Raw genomic sequence first — 17,769 nt, 5'->3', positions numbered from 1 at the left:
CGCGGCACCATGACGGCCAAACACGGCGACCCCGACGTGGCGGAGGACTTCCCGCGACCGGAGGATTCTCGCAAACCCGACTCGCCGACCGACCTGACGAAACCGTCGTGGAAGTTCGTTCTGCGCAAGACGGCTCGTGAGTTCAGTGACGACGAGTGCACCGACCTCGCCGCCGGCCTGACCTACTATGCCGTCCTGTCGCTGTTCCCCGCCCTCCTCGTGGTCGTGTCGCTCCTCGGCGTGTTCGGCCAGGGTGGGACGACGGTGGACACGGTGCTGCAGCTGGTCGAGGACCTCGGGCCGACCGACGCGGTGAACACGTTGCGCGGCCCCGTCGAACAGCTGGTGCAGGCACCGACCGCGGGCCTGGCTCTGATCCTCGGTATCGCCGGCGCCCTGTGGTCGGCCTCCGGCTACGTCGGTGCGTTCGGCCGGGCCATGAACCGCATCTACGAGATCGAGGAGGGGCGGCCGATCTGGAAGCTGCGGCCCTGGATGCTCCTCATCACCGCTCTCGCACTGATCGCGATGGGCGCGACGGCGCTCATGCTCGTCGTCAGCGGTCCCATCGCCAGGGCCGTGGGAGACGTGATCGGGCTCGGCGAGACTGCGGTGACGATCTGGAACATCGCGAAGTGGCCGGTCATCCTGCTGCTCGTGATCATGATAATCGCGGTGCTGTACTACGCGACGCCGAACGTGTCGCAGCCCAAGTTCCGCTGGATCAGCCTGGGCGCGACCATCGCGATCGTCACGTGGATCGTGGCGTCCCTCGCGTTCGCCTTCTACGTCTCCAACTTCGGCAGCTACAACAAGACCTACGGCTCCCTCGCCGGCGCGATCGTCTTCCTCCTGTGGTTGTGGATCACCAACCTCGCGCTGCTGTTCGGCGCGGAGTTCGACGCCGAGCTCGAGCGTGGACGCCAGCTGCAGGCCGGCATCGAGGCAGAGGAGACGCTGCAGCTGCCGCCGCGCGACACCCGCAACATCGAGAAGAACGAGGAGAAGCGGCAAGAGGACATCGACCGCGGCCGAGAACTCCGCCTCGCGCACACCGCGTCGGCCCGCGAGGGCACCGACGACGATGCGGAGGGCGACAGACCAAGCCGAGACGGCGTACGACACCGAAAGGACTCGACGATGACCGCGTCCCCCGGCGGCACGCACAGTGCCACGGACCCGAGCGAACTGTCCACCGCGCAACTGATCGAGCGGCTCAGCATTCAGGTGCCGACCCTCGTGCGCACCGAGGTCACCCACGCCCTCGACGAGGTGAAGGCCAAGGGCACCCGGGTCGGCGTGGGCGTCGGTGTCGCCGGTGCCGGGCTGATGTTGATCTACCTCGGCGTCGGCGCCCTCATCGCGACCGCGATCCTGGGGCTCGCCACCGTGCTCTCTCCGTGGCTGGCCGCGTTGATCGTCTCGTTGATCGTCCTGGCGGTCGGCGGCACCCTGGCCGCCGTCGGCGCGTCGCGGGCCAAGAACTCGGCCCCACCGGTGCCCAGCGAGACGGCGGAGAGTATCCGCAAGGACGTGAACACCGTGAAGGAGCATGTGCGATGACCGGTCCCGACCCCGCACGCAACACCGAGGCCGCCGACGCGGTGCCCAGCGTCGAGCAGCAACGCGCCGAACTCGCCGAGACGGTGGAGGCCCTCGCCCACAAGGTCGACGTCCCGGCCCGCGCGAAGTCGGCCGCCCAGGAGAGGGTGCACGAAGTCCAGGTGAAAGCGCAGGAACGTCCCCAGATCGTAGCCGCCGTCGTCGGAGGCATCGTCGCGGCCCTCGTCGTGGGCCGGGTGGCGCGCCGTCGCGGCAAGCGCAACGGCAAGCGCAAGGTGGTGCGCCGCCGCCGCAAGCACTGAGCGGGAGGTCTTCGCGTCGAGAGGGAGGTTGTTGCGGCATCGCCCGAAAGGGCTCCGCAACAACCTCCCTCTCGACGTTCCGAGTGGCGAGCTACCCGCGGAGCTGCTGCTCGAGCGCCTCGAGCACCGACGGGTCCTCGATCGTCGACGGCACCGTGTACTGCTCGTGGTCGGCGATCTGCCGCATCGTCTTGCGGAGGATCTTGCCGGAGCGGGTCTTCGGCAGCGCCTGCACCACGGTCACGTCGCGGAACGTGGCGACCGCGCCGATCTGCTCGCGCACCATCGCCACGAGTTCCTGCCGCAGCGTCTCCGGGTCGATCTCGACGCCGGACTTGAGCACCACGTAACCGGAGGGCCGCTGGCCCTTGAGCTCGTCGCGGATGCCGACGACCGCGCACTCGGCGACGGCCGGGTGCGACGCCACCACGGCCTCCATGCTTCCGGTCGAAAGCCGATGGCCGGCAACATTGATGACGTCGTCCGACCGGCCGAGGACGAACACGTAGCCGTCCTCGTCGACGTAGCCGGAATCGCCGGTGAGGTAGTAGCCCGGGAAGGTCTCCAGGTACGACCGCCGGTAGCGGTCCTCGTCCTGCCACAGCCCGGTCAGGGTGCCCGGGGGCAGCGGCAGGGCGATCACGATGTTGCCCTCGGTGCCGGCTTCGACCGGCTTGCCCTCGGCATCGACGATGTCGACGCGGTAGCCCGGTACCGGCACGGTGGGCGAGCCCGCCTTGAGCGGCAGGGGTTCGAGGCCGCGCAGGTTCGCGGCGATCGCCCAGCCGGTCTCGGTCTGCCACCAGTGGTCGACGACGGGCCGGTCGAGCACCTTCGTCGCCCACTCGTAGGTGTCCGGGTCGAGCCGCTCGCCCGCGGCGAAAAGCGTACGGAGGGAGTAGATGTCGTAGTTCTGCAGCTCCTTCGCCTCGGGGTCGGCCTTGCGGACGGCGCGGATCGCGGTGGGCGCGGTGAACAGCGCGACGACGTGGTTCTCGTTGATGATCCGCCAGAACGCGCCGGCATCCGGCGTGCCCACCGGCTTGCCCTCGTACATGACGGTGGTCGCGCCGATCAGCAGCGGGCCGTAGACGATGTAGGAGTGGCCGACGACCCAGCCCACGTCGGACGCGGTCCACCACACGTCGCCGGGGGAGATGTCGTAGATGTTGCGCATCGACCAGGTCAGCGCCACCGCGTGCCCGCCGTTGTCGCGCACCACGCCCTTCGGCTTCCCCGTGGTGCCGGACGTGTAGAGGATGTACAGCGGGTCGGTGGCCGCGACGGTCACCGGCTCGGCCGGGTCCGCGTCGGCGGTGAGCTCGTCCCAGTCGAACCACGTGGCGACGGAGGCCTTGTAGTCGGCGGCCGAGCCCGGGATCATCTCCCGGTTCTTGACGATCACGGTGTGCGGCGGGGTCTGTGACAGCGACAGTGCCTGCTCGACCATGGGCAGGTACTCGACGGTGCGGCCCGGCTCGAGGCCGCCGGAGGCGGTGACGAGCAGCACCGGCCGGGCATCGTCGATGCGGGTGGCGAGCTCCTTGGCGGCGAAACCGCCGAACACCACCGAGTGCACGGCGCCGATGCGGGCGCACGCGAGCATCGCGATCGCGGCCTCCGGGATCATCGGCATGTAGATCACGACGCGGTCGCCGGCGACGACGCCCTGATCGCGCAGCACCCCGGCGAACGCCGCGACCTCGCCCAGCAGCTCGGCGTAGGTGTAGGTGCGCTTGGCGGGGACCATCGCCGAATCCCAGATCAGGGCGGGCCGGTCGCCGTGCCCGGCCTGCACGTGCCGGTCGAGGGCGTTGAAGCTGGTGTTGAGCGTGCCGTCGGGGAACCAGCGGAACGACGGGGCCTGCGAGCCGTCGAGGGCGCGCGTCGGCGCGTTCACCCAGTCCACGGCGCGGGCCGCCTCGAGCCAGAACCCCTCGGGGTCCTCCACGCTCTGCCGGAAGGCCTCCGCGTACGAGCTCATCGATTCGCATCCTCTCTGACCACAGCCTGTGACGCTGACCACCCTATTCGAGAGTCCCCGAGGTGGGGCACTGCCCGTTCGGCCGGTGCGCCGGGCGGCGCCTCGGCGTCGGTGAGCGGGCACGCGGCTACCGGGGCAGCCCCAGCTTCCGGTAGCGCTCGAGCCGCCGCCGGTAGCGCAGCGTCGGGTCCTGGCCGACGAGTACGCCGAGTTCGCGGGCGACGGCGGCCCCGACACGCTTGGCGAACTCGGTGGGCTCCTCCGCGGCATCGGGGAACTCGGGGATCACACCGTCGACGACGCCGTCGCGCAGCAGGTCGCGGGAGCGGATGCCCTGCGCCGCCGCCATCTGCGGGGCGTGTGTGGTGTCGCGGTGCACGATCGCGCTGGCCCCCTCGGGCGGCAGCGGGGCGAGCCAGCCGTTCTGGGCGCACAGCACCCGGTCGGCGGGCAGCAGCGCCAGCGCGCCACCGCCGGTGCCCTGCCCGAGGAGCACCGACACCGTGGGCGTCGGCAGGGTCACGAGGTCGGCCAGGCAGCGGGCGATCTCCGGCGCGAGTCCGCGTTCCTCGGCCTCCTTGGACAGCGAGGCGCCGAGTGTGTCGATCACCAGCACGAGGGGAAGGCGGAGCTCGTCGGCCAGCCGCATCGCGCGCCGCGCCTCGCGCAGCGCGCCCGGACCCATCGTCCGCGCTGCGGACTGCCCGCTGCGGTCCTGACCGAACAGCACGCACGACGCGCCGCGGAACCGGGCGAGCGAGACCAGCACGGTGCGGTCGGACTCGCCCTGCCCGGTGCCGGACAACGGGACCTGCGCGGCCGCGGCATGCCGCAGCAACTGCCGGATGCCGGGACGCTCCCGCCGGCGCGAGAGCATCACCGACTGCCACGCCGGCACGTCGGGCACGTCGTCGGCGGAGGTGACCGCGGGGCCTGCGGACGCATCGATGACCGTCGGCTCGGTGAGCACGCGGAGCATCCGGTGCACGAGCTGGCGGACCCCGGCGAGCGGCACCACCCCGTCGATCACGCCCTTCTGGGACAGGTTCTCGGCGGTCTGCACGCCCTCCGGGAAGGCCTCGTGGTAGAGCGCCTGGTAGACGCGGGGGCCGAGAAAGCCGACGAGGGCGCCGGGTTCGGCGGCGGTGACGTGCCCGAGCGAACCCCACGACGCGAACACCCCGCCGGTGGTGGGGTTGCGCAGGTACACCAGATAGCCGAGGTGCGCGGCCTTGTGGGCGGTGACGGCCGCCGCGATCTTGACCATCTGCACGAACGCGAGGGTGCCCTCCTGCATCCGGGTGCCGCCGGACGTGGGGGAGGCCAGCAGCGGCAGCTTCTCCCGCGTGGCGCGTTCCACGGCGAGGACGATGCGCTCGGCCGCCGCCACCCCGATCGACCCGGCGAGAAAGGCGAACTCGCAGGCGATCACCGCGACGCGCCGGCCGTGCACGGTTCCGACGCCGGTGATCACGGATTCGTCGACGCCGGACTTCGCCGCCGCGGCCTCGAGCTCGGCGCGGTACTGCTCGTCGGGGTGCACGTCGACGGGGGCGGTGTCCCAGGAGTGGAAGCTGCCCGCGTCGAGCACGCTGTCGATGAACTCCTGCGCCGAGATCCTGAGGGCCATGGCACGACCCTAGCCGTGTGTCCTTCGGGCGCCTCCGGACTCCCGAAGGACGCACCGGCGCCTACCGGCCGATCGCCTCCTTCCAGGTGACGACGCGGCCGATGCGCAGGATGGACCGGCGGTAGATCCGCGCCCCGACCACGCTCAGGGCGCCGGTCACGAGCAGCATCAGCACGATCGTGCCGACGATCTGCAGCGGGGTTGCCACGCCGGAGGCGATGCGCAGCGGCATCAGGATCGCCGAGAACGGCGGGATCCAGCTCAGCACGGTGCTCCACGTCGACTCGGGGTCGTCCACGGACGAGAAGGCCGCGAAGAACATCGCGACGATGAGCACCATCAGCGGGGACGCGGTGGCGTTCACGTCCTCCTGGCGCGACACCATCGAGCCGGCCGCGGCGTAGAGAACCGCGAAGAACGCGAACCCGAGGACGAACCAGCCGAGTGTGCCGGCGAGCGTGCCCAGGGCCGTGCCGGCGACGGTGAGTGTGCCGGTGGCGAGACCGGCCCCCACCCCGGCCACCCCGTACGCGGTGAGCTGCAGCAGGCCCACCGCGCCGATGCCGAGGATCTTGCCCCACAGCAACTGCAGCGGGCGCAGCGTCGACAGCAGCAGCTCCACCACGCGCGACGACTTCTCCTCGACCACGCCCATCGCCACGTACATCCCGAACATCATGATCTGCATGTAGAGCAGCACGACCGCCGCGATCGACAGGGTGGTGCGCTGCGCCTGCTCCGGGTCCGGCGGGTCGAGAGCCTCGACGGTCACGGTGGCGCGGGCGGTGTCCGCCGCCAGCGCGGACGGGTCGACGCCGCGCGCGGTGAGGGCGTCGACCTGCGCCTGCTGCGCGACGGCCGTGTCGATCGTCGCGCGCAGGGCCGGATCGATCTCCGATTCGGCGACGGCGGTGACGGAACCCGCCGGGCCCGGGACCAGCGCGACGTCCAGTTCGCCGTCGCGTACCCGGTCGCGGCCGGTGCCGGCGTCCGGGATCTCCGTGACGTCGACCGGGCTGCCCGTGGCTTCTCCGACGGCGGTGACGGTGGCGCCGAGGGCCGGGTCGCCGACGATGCCGACGGTGGCGGGTTCGTCGTCGCCGGAGAACAGCGACACGGCGACGATGCCGCCGACGATCGCGAGCAGGATGATCGCGTTGCTGATCAGGAAGCTCTTCTTGCGGATCTGGGTGAGGAACTCACGGCGGGCCACCAGCGCGACGGCGCGGGCGGGGCTCAGCGGGGTGCTCACGCGGCGACCACCTCTCGGAACAGGTCGGTCAACGTCGGCCGACGAACGGAGAACTCGTGGACCGGGCCGGTGGCGAGGGCGGCCCGGAGGATCTGCTGGTCGTCGGCGCCGTTGCCGAGGACGAGGACGGTGCGCCCGCCGCCGTGCGCGACGGTGGTGACGCCGGGCAGCCCGGCGGCCCAGCCCTCAGGGGCCTGTGGGGCGTACACCTCGAGCCGGGCCTCACCGTGGCCGCGCAGTTCGTCGACGGTTCCGACGGCGCGCATCGTTCCCTTGGAAATGATCCCGACGCGGTGGCAGAGCCGCTGCACGAGGTCGAGCTGGTGACTCGAGAAGATCACCGGGACACCGGTTTCGGCCTTCTCCATCAGCACGTCGCTCATGACGTCGACGGCGACGGGGTCCAGGCCCGAGAACGGCTCGTCGAGGACCAGCACCCTCGGGTCGTGTACCAGGGCGGCCGCGAGCTGGACCCGCTGCTGGTTGCCGAGGGAGAGGGCATCGACGGCGTCGTCCACGCGCTCGGCGATGCCCAGCCGGCTCGTCCAGCGGGCGACGGCGGCATCGGCCTCGGAACGGGAGAGCCCGTGCAGCCGAGCGAGATACGACAGCTGCGCGCCGACCGCCATCTTGGGGTACAGCCCCCGTTCCTCCGGCATGTACCCGATGGTGCGGCGCACCTGGAGGTCGACGGGCCGGCCGTCGAGCCGGACCTCGCCGGAGTCGGCGGCGAGCACGCCGAGGACGATCCGCATGGTGGTGGTCTTCCCGGCGCCGTTGCTGCCGACGAAGCCGAACAGCTCACCGGGCCGCACGTCGAAGGTGACGTCGTCGAGCGCGACGACGTCACCGTATCGTTTCGAGACACCGTTGATCGTGAGCGTCACGTTTCCTCCGTCTTCCTCGGGTCGTTCTCTGCGTCAGTCGGTTTCGTCGGGATCGGGACTGTTCCAGGCGAGGATCATCGCGGGCAGGCACCCGCCGATCAGCGTCGCGGTCAGCGTCATGAGCCCGCCCGCATAGGCCATCCTGGGATGCATGCCGTCGGTCTGTACGCTGCCGACGACGAGATAGAGCACCGGAATCATCACCAGCGACTGGGTCACGGTCAGGGCGATCGAGCGAGCGCTGTTGCGTTCCTGGATCTCTCGTTCGTCGAGTGCCGCGCGCGGGGCGTCGCCCTGCCTGCCGGAGACGATCTGCAGCGAGATCCACAGGGGGAAGAACACCAGGCACGCCGGCAGCCATAGCAGTGGTCCCCGTTCGAAGAAGTGGCACAGCACGCCCACGGTGAACATGAGAACGAACGTGGCGGCGAGGGCCACGACGAGGATGCGACGGCGTCGTCGAGTGCGCCAGCGCGGCAACATGTTCCGGAACTTCTCCTCGTTCCTCAGGAAGCGCCGGGTGCGGAAGGCCTCGTACCGTTCGAGGAGAGTGGCATCGTGGACGGGCATCTCGGTCACTGTGCGTCACGTCCTTCGGTTGCGGTGCGGATTCGGTACACCTCGGTGGACAGCGGCCCGAACTCGGTGCGGGAGAACACGGCCTCGACCGGGAGGCCGAAGACGTCGCAGATGCGGAAGGCGAGGTCGAGGCTCGGGTAGTGGTCGCCGCGTTCGAGGGCGCCGACGGTCTGGGGATTGACCTCGACGAGCTGCGCGAGCTGCGCGCGGCTCATCCCGCGCTCCGCGCGCAGGACGCGGATGCGGTTGTGGATCGGCAGGGTTTCCCCCCGACGTACCGGGCTCATGCAACGAATTGTTGTAAAAACACAATGGTTCGTCAAGTGGTCACCGGATCGCATGCGAAACGGACATCAACGATCGGTACGTTTGTCGATGTCCGAAACGGGTGAGACTACTCGGGCAGCCCGCGGAGCCGGTCGAGCTCGCGCCGGTCCCGCTTGGTGGGCCGGCCCGTGCCGCGGTCGCGGCGGGGGATCGAGGCGAGGATCTCCTTGGGTGGGGGAGGGGGACTGTGGTCCTCGTACGCCTGGGCGGCGATCGGCGCCCCCACCCGTTTGGCCATCAGCTGCGTCACCCGCACGATCCGCTCCGCCCCGGCGACGCGCACCCGCACCTCGTCGCCGACCTTCACGGGCTGCGACGGTTTCGCGGGGACGTTGTTGACCCGCACGTGCCCGCCGCGGCACGCGGACGCGGCGGCGGACCGCGTCTTGAACAGGCGCACCGCCCAGGTCCAGCTGTCCACCCGGACACTGCCGGCCGTCATGCCGGCTCCTCCGTCAGCCGCCCCCCGTCGAGGTGCCACCGGCGGGTCGAGCGGGTGTTGGCGAGCATCCGGCGATCGTGGGTGACCAGCAGCAGCGTGCCCTCGAAGCTGTCGACGGCCTGCTCGAGCTGCTCGATCGCGGGCAGGTCCAGGTGGTTCGTCGGTTCGTCGAGCACCAGCAGGTTCACCCCCCGGGCCTGCAGCAGCGCCAGTCCGGCCCGGGTCCGTTCGCCCGGGGACAGCGACGACGCGGGCCGCAGCACGTGGTGGCCCCTGAGCCCGAACTTGGCGAGCAGCGTCCGCACCTCGGCGTCCGGCCAGTCGGGCACCTGCGCGGCGAACGCGTCCACGAGCGGCTCGTCGCCCTCGAACAGCGCACGTGCCTGGTCGATCTCGCCGATCCGGACGCCCGATCCGAGGGCAGCGGTGCCGGTGTCGGGCCGGATCCGGCCCAGCAGCATGCGCAGCAGCGTTGTCTTCCCGGCGCCGTTCGGGCCCGTGACGACGATCCGGTCGCCCCACTGCACCTGCGTGGTGACGGGGCCGAGCACGAAGTCGCCGCGGTCGACGCGTACGCCGTTCAGGGTGGCCACCACCGCACCGCTGCGCGGCGCCGCCGCGATCGACATGCGCAGCTCCCACTCCTTGCGCGGCTCCTCGACGACGTCGAGCCGCTCGATGCGGCGTTGCGTCTGCCGCGCCTTCGCCGCCTGCTTCTCGGTGGCCTCGGCGCGGAACTTCTTGCCGAGCTTGTCGTTGTCCTTGGACTTGCGGCGGGCGTTGCGGACCCCGTGCTCGAGCCAGTTGCGCTGCATCCGGGCGCGATCCTCGAGCTCCTGCTTGGTGTCCGCGTACTCCTCGAACGTCTCGCGGGCGTGCCGCCGGGCCACCTCGCGCTCGACGAGGTACGCCTCGTAGCCGCCGTCGTACACCGCGATCTGTTGCTGCGTCAGATCCAGTTCGACGATCCCGGTGACCGTGCGGGCCAGGAACTCGCGGTCGTGGCTGATCACCATCAGTGCGGTGCGGGTCTCGGCGACGAATTGCTCGAGCTGATCGAGCCCGGCCAGATCGAGGTCGTTCGTGGGTTCGTCGAGCAGCAGCACGTCGTACCGCGACAGCAGCAGGGCCGCCAGCCCGGCCCGCGCCGCCTGTCCCCCGGAGAGCCCCGTCATGGGTGCGTCCAGCCCGACCTCGAGGCCCAGGTCGGCGACGACCTTCTCGGCGCGTTCGGCGAGATCCGCGCCGCCGAGCGCGAGCCACCGTTCCAGGGCGGGAGTGTAGTCGTCGACGTCGGCGGTCCCCAGCGCCTCGGCCGCGGCGTTCATCGCGTGCTCGGCGTCGGTGACACCGGTCCGTCGGCCGAGGAAGCCGAGGATCGTCTCGCCCGGGACGCGCTCGGGTTCCTGGGCGAGATACCCGACGGTGGCGTCGGGCGGGCTGAGGACGACCGTGCCGGTGACATCGGCGGTGCCGACCCCGGCGAGCGTCGTGAGCAGGGTGGACTTTCCTGCGCCGTTGGCGCCCACCAGGCCGATCACGTCGCCGGGCGCGACGGTCAGGCTCAGGTCGGTGAACAGGGTGCGCTCGCCCCGGGAGGCGGACAGGCCGCTGATGCGCAGTGTTGCAGTCACCTCTCGATTATCCCCACGCCCGCCGCGGGGTTTCCGGATGGTGGGATGCGGGGAACACCGGGCGGCCGGATCCGGTTGCGTCGATCATGACCGTTCCCACGATCACCCTCAACGACGGCAACACCATTCCGCAGCTCGGCTTCGGCCTGTGGCAGGTCGAGGACGAGCAGAGCTACGACGCGGTGACCGAGGCGCTGCGAGTGGGCTACCGCAGCATCGACACCGCCACCATCTACGGCAACGAGGCGGGCACCGGCCGCGCGCTGCGCGACTCGGGCGTGCCCCGCGACGAGCTGTTCGTCACCACCAAGCTGTGGAACAGCGACCAGGGCTACGACTCGACGCTGCGCGCCTTCGACACGAGCCTGGGCAGGCTCGGTCTCGACTACGTCGACCTGTATCTGATCCACTGGCCGGCGCCGGGCCAGGACCGCTACATCGACACCTTCCGCGCCTTCCAGAAGATCAAGGCGGAGGGCCGGGCCCGCTCGATCGGCGTCTCCAACTTCCGGATCGAGGATCTCGACCGGCTGATCGACGCCGTCGGCGAGGTCCCGGCCGTCAACCAGATCGAGCTGCATCCGCGGTTCAACCAGGCCGAGCTGCGGGCATATCACACCGGCAAGGGCATCGCCACCGAGGCCTGGAGCCCCCTCGGCCAGGGCACCGTGCTCGAGGATCCCACGCTGACGGCGATCGCACAGGCGCACGGCCGCACGGTCGCGCAGGTGATCCTGCGCTGGCACATCCAACTCGGCAACATCGTCATCCCGAAGTCCGTCACGCCCCAGCGCATCGCGAGCAACTTCGACGTCTTCGGTTTCGAGCTGACCGCGGACGACCTCGACCGGATCCGCGGGCTGCACGACGACGGCGGCCGCATCGGCGGCGATCCCGCCACGTTCTCCTGATCCGCGGGGGCGGGACGGTGGCCGAATGTGACACGCGTTCGATCTGATCGACGCAGTGTGACATTCGGCCCACGCGGGCGATGAGTTCTCCCGGTCCGACCGGTCCGTATCGATACGGGCTCCGGCCGGAGCCGGGAGAGGAGTCGTCGTGAGCACACCTGTCAGCACCACCGTCGATGCCCGCTTCGGGGACGACGGGGAGCCGCCGCTGCCGTGGACCGACACGGAGGAGCTTCTCGAGTCCGCGCAGCTGTACTGGCTCAGCACGGTCCGGCGCGACGGCGTACCGCATGTGACGCCGCTGATCGGACTGTGGCACGCGGGCGGATTCGTCTTCTGCACGGGCCCGGGCGAGCAGAAGACCCACAACCTCCGGCACAACGATGCGGTGGCCGTCACCACGGGCGTGGCGACGTGGGCGGCCGGCACGGACGTCGTGGTCGAGGGGCGGGCGCGCCGCGTCACCGACGGCGACGCGCTGCGCGACGTCGCCGAGGCGTACTACGTCAAGTACGGCCAGCAGTGGCGGTTCGAGGTCCACGGCGACGCCGTCGGGCCGGTGGACGACCCGGGCTGGGTCTTCCGCGTCGAGCCGCTCAAGGTGCTCGTCTTCGCCAAGGGGCCGTTCGGGCAGACCACGCACCGGTTCGCCTGACCGCCCGCGCCGACGGCCGGTCCCGGCCGGATGTCACATTGCTTCGATTCGATCGAACGCATGTCACATTCGGCCACACACCGGCGCGAGCCCCGCGCCGGCCGCCGGTCAGCGCGGCGGGCCGACGTCGAGCGTGAGCGTGGCGGTGCGTCGCTGCCCGGCGGCGTCGAGCCAGCCGATCTCCACGCTGTCGCCCGGCCGCCGCGCCATCAGCATTTCCTCGAGGTCCGTCGTGGACGAGACCGGGCGGCGGTCGAACGCGACGATGACGTCGCCGATCTCGAGGTCGGTGCCGGCGGCCGGGGTGCCGTAGCCGACCCACAGCACTTCGGCGCCCGTTTCCTCGTTGCCGGTCCGGTCGGTGGTGACGCTCACGCCGAGCAGCGGGGTCGGGCCGACGTGCACCGTCCCGGCGCTCGTGCCGGTACGGACCTGGTCCACCACGTCGAGGGCGATCCCGATGGGCACCGCGTACGCCTCGGGCGGGTCGGGGACGACGGCCGGATCCGGTTCCAGGGCACCGGCGGTGTTCACCCCCACGACGGTGCCGAACGCGTCGACGAGCGGACCACCGGAGTCCCCGGGCCGGATCGCCGCGTCGACCTGCAGCATTCCGCTGAGCCGGCGCAGGGATCCATCCATCGAATCGCGCACCGACACCGTCTTGTCGACGGCGACGACCGTGCCGGGCGCCAGCACGACGACCCCGCCGCCGTCCGCGTTGCCGAAGGCGACCACCGGCGCTCCCGGTTGCGGAAGGGGGTTCTCGGTGACGGCCGCGACCGGGAGGCCGGCGGCGGAGCCGAGTTGCAGTACGGCGATGTCGAGGGTGGTGTCGTAGCCGAGCACCGCGACGTCGTAGCTCGCACCCGTGTGGGGACTGACCGCGCTGATGTCGGTGGCGCCGGTGACAACGTGGTGGTTGGTGAGCACCGTGCCGTCGGCGGTGAGGACGATGCCGGTGCCCGAGATGCCGCGCCAGCCGCGGTTTGCGGTGAGGGTGACGACGGCCGGCGTGATCCGCGCCGACACCTCCTCCGTGGTGGGCGGCACCAGGGGTGCGGCGGGTGCGGGGGGTGGCGGCGGCAGCACGGCGATCTCGACCGTCGCCGGCGCGGTGAGCACCAGTCCGGCGGCCACCATCGCCAGGACGGCGCCGATGCGGCGGATCACGGCCCCGGCGCGGTGGCTGCGAGATGGTCGACGAGTTCGCGGGCGGCTGCGCGACCGGCGCGGTTCGCGCCGATGGTCGACGCCGACGGCCCGTACCCGACGAGGTGGATCCGCGGGTCCGCGGCGACCTGCGTTGCCAGCTTGCCCGTCATGGTGATGCCGCCGCCGGGATTGCGCAGGCCGAGCGGCGCGAGATGGTCGAGGGAACTGCGGAAACCGGTGCACCACAGGATGACATCGACATCGAGTGTGGTGCCGTCGGACCACCGGACGCCGGTCTCGGTGATCTCGTCGAACATCGGGAGGCGGTCGAGCGCGCCGCGTTCGCGGGCCGCGCGGATCGCGGGCGTGACCGGCAGCCCGGTCACCGACACCACCGACCCGGGGGGCAGGCCCCGCCGCACCCGGTCCTCGACCACCGCGACGGCGGCCCGGCCGAGTTCCGGGGTGAAATCCTCGTCGCGCCAGGCGGGTTCGCGGCGGGTCACCCAGGTGGTGTCGGTGACGCGGGAGATCTCGTCGAGCAGCTGCACCGCCGAGATGCCGCCGCCGACGACGAGGACGTGGCGGCCGGTGAACTCGTCGGCGCTGCGGTAGTCCCGGGTGTGCAGCTGGCGTCCGCGGAAGCGGGTGGCGCCCGGGTACCAGGGCACGAAGGGGTGTTCCCACGTGCCGGTGGCGTTTACCAGCCCGCGGGCGGAATACACGCCGCGGTCGGTCTCCACCCGCAGTCGCTCGCCGCGGTTGCACACCACGCCGACCTGGACGGGACGGGACACCGGCAGGTGGAAGCGCGCCTCGTAGGCGCGGTAGTACTCGGGAACCGCGGCGGCCGCCGGCACCTGCCCGGCGGTGGTGTCGACCGCTTCGGAGAACGGCCACCCCGGCAGGTCGTGTACTCCGTTGACGGTGCTCAGCGTCAACGACGGCCACCGCTCCTGCCACGCGCCGCCGGGGCCGAACGACCGGTCCAGCACGACGAACCCGGACTCCGGTTCGACGCCGAACCGCTGCAGGAAGTAGGCGGTGGACAGCCCGGCCTGGCCCGCGCCGATCACCACGACGTCGACGGGGGTCGCCGGTGTGTCCGTCGTCATCACCGCCCTCCCTTCCGTGGGTCCGCACCCATGATGCACCGGCGTCCCCGTCGCCGCGGTGCCGTCGGCACGATCGCCACCGTGCCGTCGGCACGATCGCCACCGTGCCGTCGGCACGATCGGGGCCGGTGCGACCGCCGCGCGACCACCGCCGGTACGGGCTCACGGGCTTCCCGCACGACCAGAAATATGATATCACTTTAATATCGCATTGCAATGTCCGGGAAGGGAGTCGCCGTCATGTCCGCAACCATCGAACGGCCCGGAAGGTCCGTCAGCGGCTGGTCCGTCCTCGCGATTGCGCTCGCCGTGGACGTCGTGGCGGCGGCGCTCGCCGTGTTCGGCGCGGTGAACCACAACGTCGCACTCGTCGTGGTCGGCGCGGTGCTGTTCGTCCCCGCCACCGTGGCGCTCGCCGGTCTGGTCCTCGTCGAACCGAACGAGGCACGCGTGCTGCAGTTGCTCGGCAGCTCGTACTCGGGCACCCTCCGGCAGGACGGGCTGCGCTGGATGAACCCGCTCAACACCCGGCGTAAGGTCTCCACCCGCATCCGCAACCACGAGACGGGGATTGCCAAGGTCAACGACGCCGACGGCAACCCCATCGAGATCTCCGCCGTCATCGTGTGGCAGGTCGAGGACACCGCCCGGGCCGTGTTCGACGTCGACGACTTCGAGGAGTTCGTCGCCGTGCAGACCGAGGCGGCCGTCCGTCACATCGCCGGCAGCTACCCGTACGACGCGGGCCCGGAGATGTTGTCGTTGCGGCAGAACGCCGACGAGATCACCTCGAGGCTCTCCGCGGAAGTCGACGAGCGGGTCGGATCCGCCGGCGTGCGGGTCGTCGAATCCCGGATCAACCGGCTCGCGTACGCGCCCGAGATCGCACAGGCCATGCTGCGCCGCCAGCAGGCGGGGGCCGTCATCGCCGCGCGCGAGCAGATCGTCAAGGGCGCGGTCGGCATGGTCGGAACCGCCCTCGAACAGCTCGAGAAGGAGCACACCATCGAACTCGACGAGGAGCGCAGGGCCGCGATGGTAAGCAATCTGCTCGTGGTCCTGTGTGGTGACCAGAGCGCGCAACCGGTGCTCAACACCGGATCGCTCTACGCCTGAGGCCGCGTCGACGCCATGGCGGAACGCAAGAAGCTCCTGCTCCGGCTCGACCCGGCGGTCCACGACGCGCTCGCGCGGTGGGCCGCCGACGAGTTGCGCAGCACCAACGCACAGATCGAGTTCCTGCTCCGTCGCGCGCTGAGCGAGGCCGGACGCATGCCGCGCGACGCCGGGCGCATCCGCAAGCCCGGCCGGCCGCGCGCGGACGAGGATTGACGTGGAGCGACCTCGCGCCCGGGCGCGGCGGGTGCGATGATGCGTGCCGGCGACGAAAGGTGAAGCACACATGATGGGGATCAGCCGCGACGGCGACGTGGTCACGCTCGAACTGCGGCGCGAAGAGCGCCGCAACGCGCTCAACACCGAGCTGTGCGTCCAGGTCCGGGAGGGACTCGAGGAGGCGCTCGACGGGGGTGCGCGTGCGGTCGTGATCACCGGCCGGGGCTCGAGCTTCTGCGCCGGCGCCGACCTGTCGGGGGACGTGTACGCCGAGGGATTCCTCGACAGCCTGGGCGAGATGCTGCGTGCCATCCAGGAGGCACCCGTGCCGGTGATCGCCGCGATCAACGGCCCCGCCATCGGCGCGGGCACCCAGCTCGCCCTCGCCGCGGACCTGCGGGTCGTCGCGCCGGATGCGCGCTTTGCGATTCCCGCGGCGCGCCTTGGTATCTCGGTGGACCGGTGGACGGTACGACGGCTGGTCTCCCTGCTCGGCGGCGGTCCGTCGCGGGCCGTGCTCCTCGCCGCCGAGCCGGTCGACGCCCACGAGGCCGTGGACCGCGGCCTGGCCAACCGGATCGGTGACCTCGTCGCCGCGCAGGCCTGGGCACACGAGATCGCCAAGCTCGCACCGTTGTCGCTGCACGCGATGAAGCTGTTCCTCAACGACGACGGCACCCGTGACGAGCCGTCGCCCGAGCAGACGGCCGCGCTGGCCGCGGCGTGGCTCAGCGAGGACGTCCAGGAGGCCCGGCTCGCCCGCACGGAACGCCGGGAGCCGGTCTTCCGCGGCCGCTGAGCGCGCCCGCGCCCCTCTACAGTGGTGGGGTGAGCGTCAAGCAGACCGCCTCGTCCGCCCTCGCCGGCGCCGGCTTGCTGTGGGTGGCACGCGCCGCCCGCGGCGTCCCGGGCTCGATCGGCGCGACCCCGGCGGACATCCGCCCGTACGCCGCCGGCTCACCCCGGTATCGGAACGGCCGGTTCCACAACTCGGAGCCGAGCAGCACGGTGCTGCCCGAGGCCGGCGGCAGTCTCGTCAAGGACATGCTCACCCGACGGTCTTCCGGCACGCCCCGCGACGCGGTGCCGCTCGCGCCGCAGCTCGCGCCGGTGCAGGCCGCGGAACTGGCGGTCACCTGGTACGGGCACTCGAGCGTCCTCCTCGAGATCGACGGCCACCGGATCCTCGCCGACCCGGTGTGGAGCGAGCGGGTGTCGCCGTCGCCGGCCGTGGGCCCGGCCCGGCTGCACCCGTCGCCGGTCGAACTGGCGGAACTGCCGCCGATCGACGCCGTCGTGATCTCCCACGACCACTACGACCACCTGGACCGCGAGACCGTGGAGGCGCTCGCGGCCACGCAGCGCGAGGCCCGGTTCCTGGTGCCGCTCGGCGTGGGCGCGCACCTGCGCCGGTGGCGGATCCCGGAAGACCGGATCGTCGAGCTGGACTGGGACCAGCACACCGAGGTGGGCGCGCTCACCATCACCTGCACCGAGGCGCGGCACTTCTCCGGCCGCGGCCTGATCCGCAACATCACGCTGTGGTCGTCGTGGGTGATCGCCGGGCCGACGCGAACCGCGTTCTTCGGCGGCGACAGCGGCTACACGCCCCGGTTCGCCGGCATCGGGGACCGGTACGGCCCGTTCGATCTGACGTTGCTGCCGGTGGGAGCGTACGACCCGCGGTGGCCCGACGTGCACATGAACCCGGAGGAGGCGGTGCGCACCCATATCGATCTCGGGGGCGGCGACCATCCCGGCCTGCTCGTGCCCGTGCACTGGGGCACCTTCAACCTGGCGTTCCACGCGTGGTCGGAGCCGATCGCGCGGCTCCTGCCGGCCGCTCGGGAGGAGGGGGTGCCCACGGCCGTGCCGATGCCGGGGCAGCGGGTCGACGCACTGCGGCCGGGCTCGCAGGATCCGTGGTGGGTCCCGCTCGGGTGACGACCCCGGGCCGGTAGGGGTTTCCGGGCCGCCGCAGCGGGTATCCGGCCGTCC

General features: G+C 71.3%; 18 protein-coding genes. 8 read left to right on the top strand and 10 right to left on the bottom strand.

What is annotated here, in order from left to right; genetic code table 11:
* The first annotated feature begins 9 nt into the window (after positions 1-9).
* Positions 10-1,563 carry a YhjD/YihY/BrkB family envelope integrity protein gene (locus G6038_RS08630; protein WP_165037274.1) on the top strand — a complete coding sequence of 518 codons (1,554 nt, stop codon included), beginning with the start codon at positions 10-12 and terminating at the stop codon, positions 1,561-1,563.
* Entirely contained in the window at positions 1,560-1,865 is a 306-nt protein-coding gene (locus G6038_RS08625) for a DUF3618 domain-containing protein (RefSeq protein WP_165037273.1), read from the top strand. Before G6038_RS08630 ends, G6038_RS08625 begins: the two co-directional genes overlap by 4 nt.
* Before the next feature lie 91 nt (positions 1,866-1,956).
* Here the strand turns inward: G6038_RS08625 and G6038_RS08620 are convergent, their stop codons facing one another.
* The 8 genes from G6038_RS08620 to G6038_RS08585 form a co-directional block, all read right to left on the bottom strand.
* Positions 1,957-3,849 (bottom strand): propionyl-CoA synthetase, encoded by a 1,893-nt coding sequence (locus G6038_RS08620; protein WP_165037272.1) that lies wholly within the window; start codon positions 3,847-3,849, stop codon positions 1,957-1,959.
* Positions 3,850-3,976: 127 nt separating this feature from the next.
* Positions 3,977-5,479 (bottom strand): carboxyl transferase domain-containing protein, encoded by a 1,503-nt coding sequence (locus G6038_RS08615; protein WP_165037271.1) that lies wholly within the window; start codon positions 5,477-5,479, stop codon positions 3,977-3,979.
* Between the two features lie 61 nt (positions 5,480-5,540).
* The gene (locus tag G6038_RS08610) at positions 5,541-6,731 is read right to left on the bottom strand and encodes an ABC transporter permease (protein ID WP_165037270.1); all 1,191 of its coding nucleotides are present in this window, start codon (positions 6,729-6,731) and stop codon (positions 5,541-5,543) included.
* A complete protein-coding gene (locus G6038_RS08605) occupies positions 6,728-7,618 on the bottom strand; it encodes an ATP-binding cassette domain-containing protein (protein WP_165037269.1) in 891 nt (296 codons plus the stop codon). Before G6038_RS08605 ends, G6038_RS08610 begins: the two co-directional genes overlap by 4 nt.
* A gap of 33 nt (positions 7,619-7,651) precedes the next feature.
* Positions 7,652-8,188: a hypothetical protein gene (locus G6038_RS08600; protein ID WP_165037293.1), complete on the bottom strand. Its 537-nt coding sequence runs from the start codon at positions 8,186-8,188 to the stop codon at positions 7,652-7,654.
* A gap of 5 nt (positions 8,189-8,193) precedes the next feature.
* Positions 8,194-8,484: a helix-turn-helix transcriptional regulator gene (locus tag G6038_RS08595; RefSeq protein ID WP_029541869.1), complete on the bottom strand. Its 291-nt coding sequence runs from the start codon at positions 8,482-8,484 to the stop codon at positions 8,194-8,196.
* A 107-nt stretch (positions 8,485-8,591) separates the two neighbouring features.
* Positions 8,592-8,966: an RNA-binding S4 domain-containing protein gene (locus G6038_RS08590; protein WP_165037268.1), complete on the bottom strand. Its 375-nt coding sequence runs from the start codon at positions 8,964-8,966 to the stop codon at positions 8,592-8,594.
* Positions 8,963-10,600 carry an ABC-F family ATP-binding cassette domain-containing protein gene (locus G6038_RS08585; RefSeq protein WP_165037267.1) on the bottom strand — a complete coding sequence of 546 codons (1,638 nt, stop codon included), beginning with the start codon at positions 10,598-10,600 and terminating at the stop codon, positions 8,963-8,965. The genes G6038_RS08590 and G6038_RS08585 overlap by 4 nt, the downstream gene beginning before the upstream one ends.
* A gap of 86 nt (positions 10,601-10,686) precedes the next feature.
* Here G6038_RS08585 and G6038_RS08580 point away from each other — a divergent pair, with 86 nt between their 5' ends.
* Positions 10,687-11,511, top strand: a complete 825-nt coding sequence (locus G6038_RS08580; RefSeq protein ID WP_165037266.1) for an aldo/keto reductase — start codon at positions 10,687-10,689, stop codon at positions 11,509-11,511.
* A gap of 148 nt (positions 11,512-11,659) precedes the next feature.
* Complete coding sequence (locus G6038_RS08575; protein ID WP_165037265.1) at positions 11,660-12,166, top strand: pyridoxamine 5'-phosphate oxidase family protein; 507 nt, start codon at positions 11,660-11,662, stop codon at positions 12,164-12,166.
* Positions 12,167-12,274: 108 nt separating this feature from the next.
* Here G6038_RS08575 and G6038_RS08570 read toward each other — a convergent pair whose 3' ends face one another.
* A complete protein-coding gene (locus G6038_RS08570) occupies positions 12,275-13,339 on the bottom strand; it encodes a S1C family serine protease (RefSeq protein WP_165037264.1) in 1,065 nt (354 codons plus the stop codon).
* Entirely contained in the window at positions 13,336-14,436 is a 1,101-nt protein-coding gene (locus G6038_RS08565; RefSeq protein WP_165037263.1) for an NAD(P)-binding domain-containing protein, read from the bottom strand. Before G6038_RS08565 ends, G6038_RS08570 begins: the two co-directional genes overlap by 4 nt.
* Positions 14,437-14,676: 240 nt before the next feature.
* Between G6038_RS08565 and G6038_RS08560 the strand changes: the two genes are divergently transcribed.
* The 4 genes from G6038_RS08560 (at position 14,677) to G6038_RS08545 (ending at position 17,715) form a co-directional block, all read left to right on the top strand.
* Complete coding sequence (locus G6038_RS08560) at positions 14,677-15,552, top strand: SPFH domain-containing protein (protein ID WP_165037262.1); 876 nt, start codon at positions 14,677-14,679, stop codon at positions 15,550-15,552.
* Positions 15,553-15,567: 15 nt separating this feature from the next.
* The gene (locus tag G6038_RS08555) at positions 15,568-15,768 is read left to right on the top strand and encodes a hypothetical protein (protein ID WP_029541885.1); all 201 of its coding nucleotides are present in this window, start codon (positions 15,568-15,570) and stop codon (positions 15,766-15,768) included.
* 70 nt (positions 15,769-15,838) lie between these two features.
* Positions 15,839-16,570, top strand: a complete 732-nt coding sequence (locus G6038_RS08550) for an enoyl-CoA hydratase (protein WP_165037261.1) — start codon at positions 15,839-15,841, stop codon at positions 16,568-16,570.
* Between the two features lie 29 nt (positions 16,571-16,599).
* Complete coding sequence (locus G6038_RS08545; protein ID WP_165037260.1) at positions 16,600-17,715, top strand: MBL fold metallo-hydrolase; 1,116 nt, start codon at positions 16,600-16,602, stop codon at positions 17,713-17,715.
* The last annotated feature ends 54 nt before the right edge of the window (positions 17,716-17,769 follow it).

It is taken from the genome of Rhodococcus sp. 14C212, from assembly GCF_011058195.1.
Taxonomy (GTDB): Bacteria; Actinomycetota; Actinomycetes; order Mycobacteriales; family Mycobacteriaceae; genus Rhodococcus; species Rhodococcus aetherivorans.
This window is presented reverse-complemented; position numbering and strand designations above follow the sequence as displayed.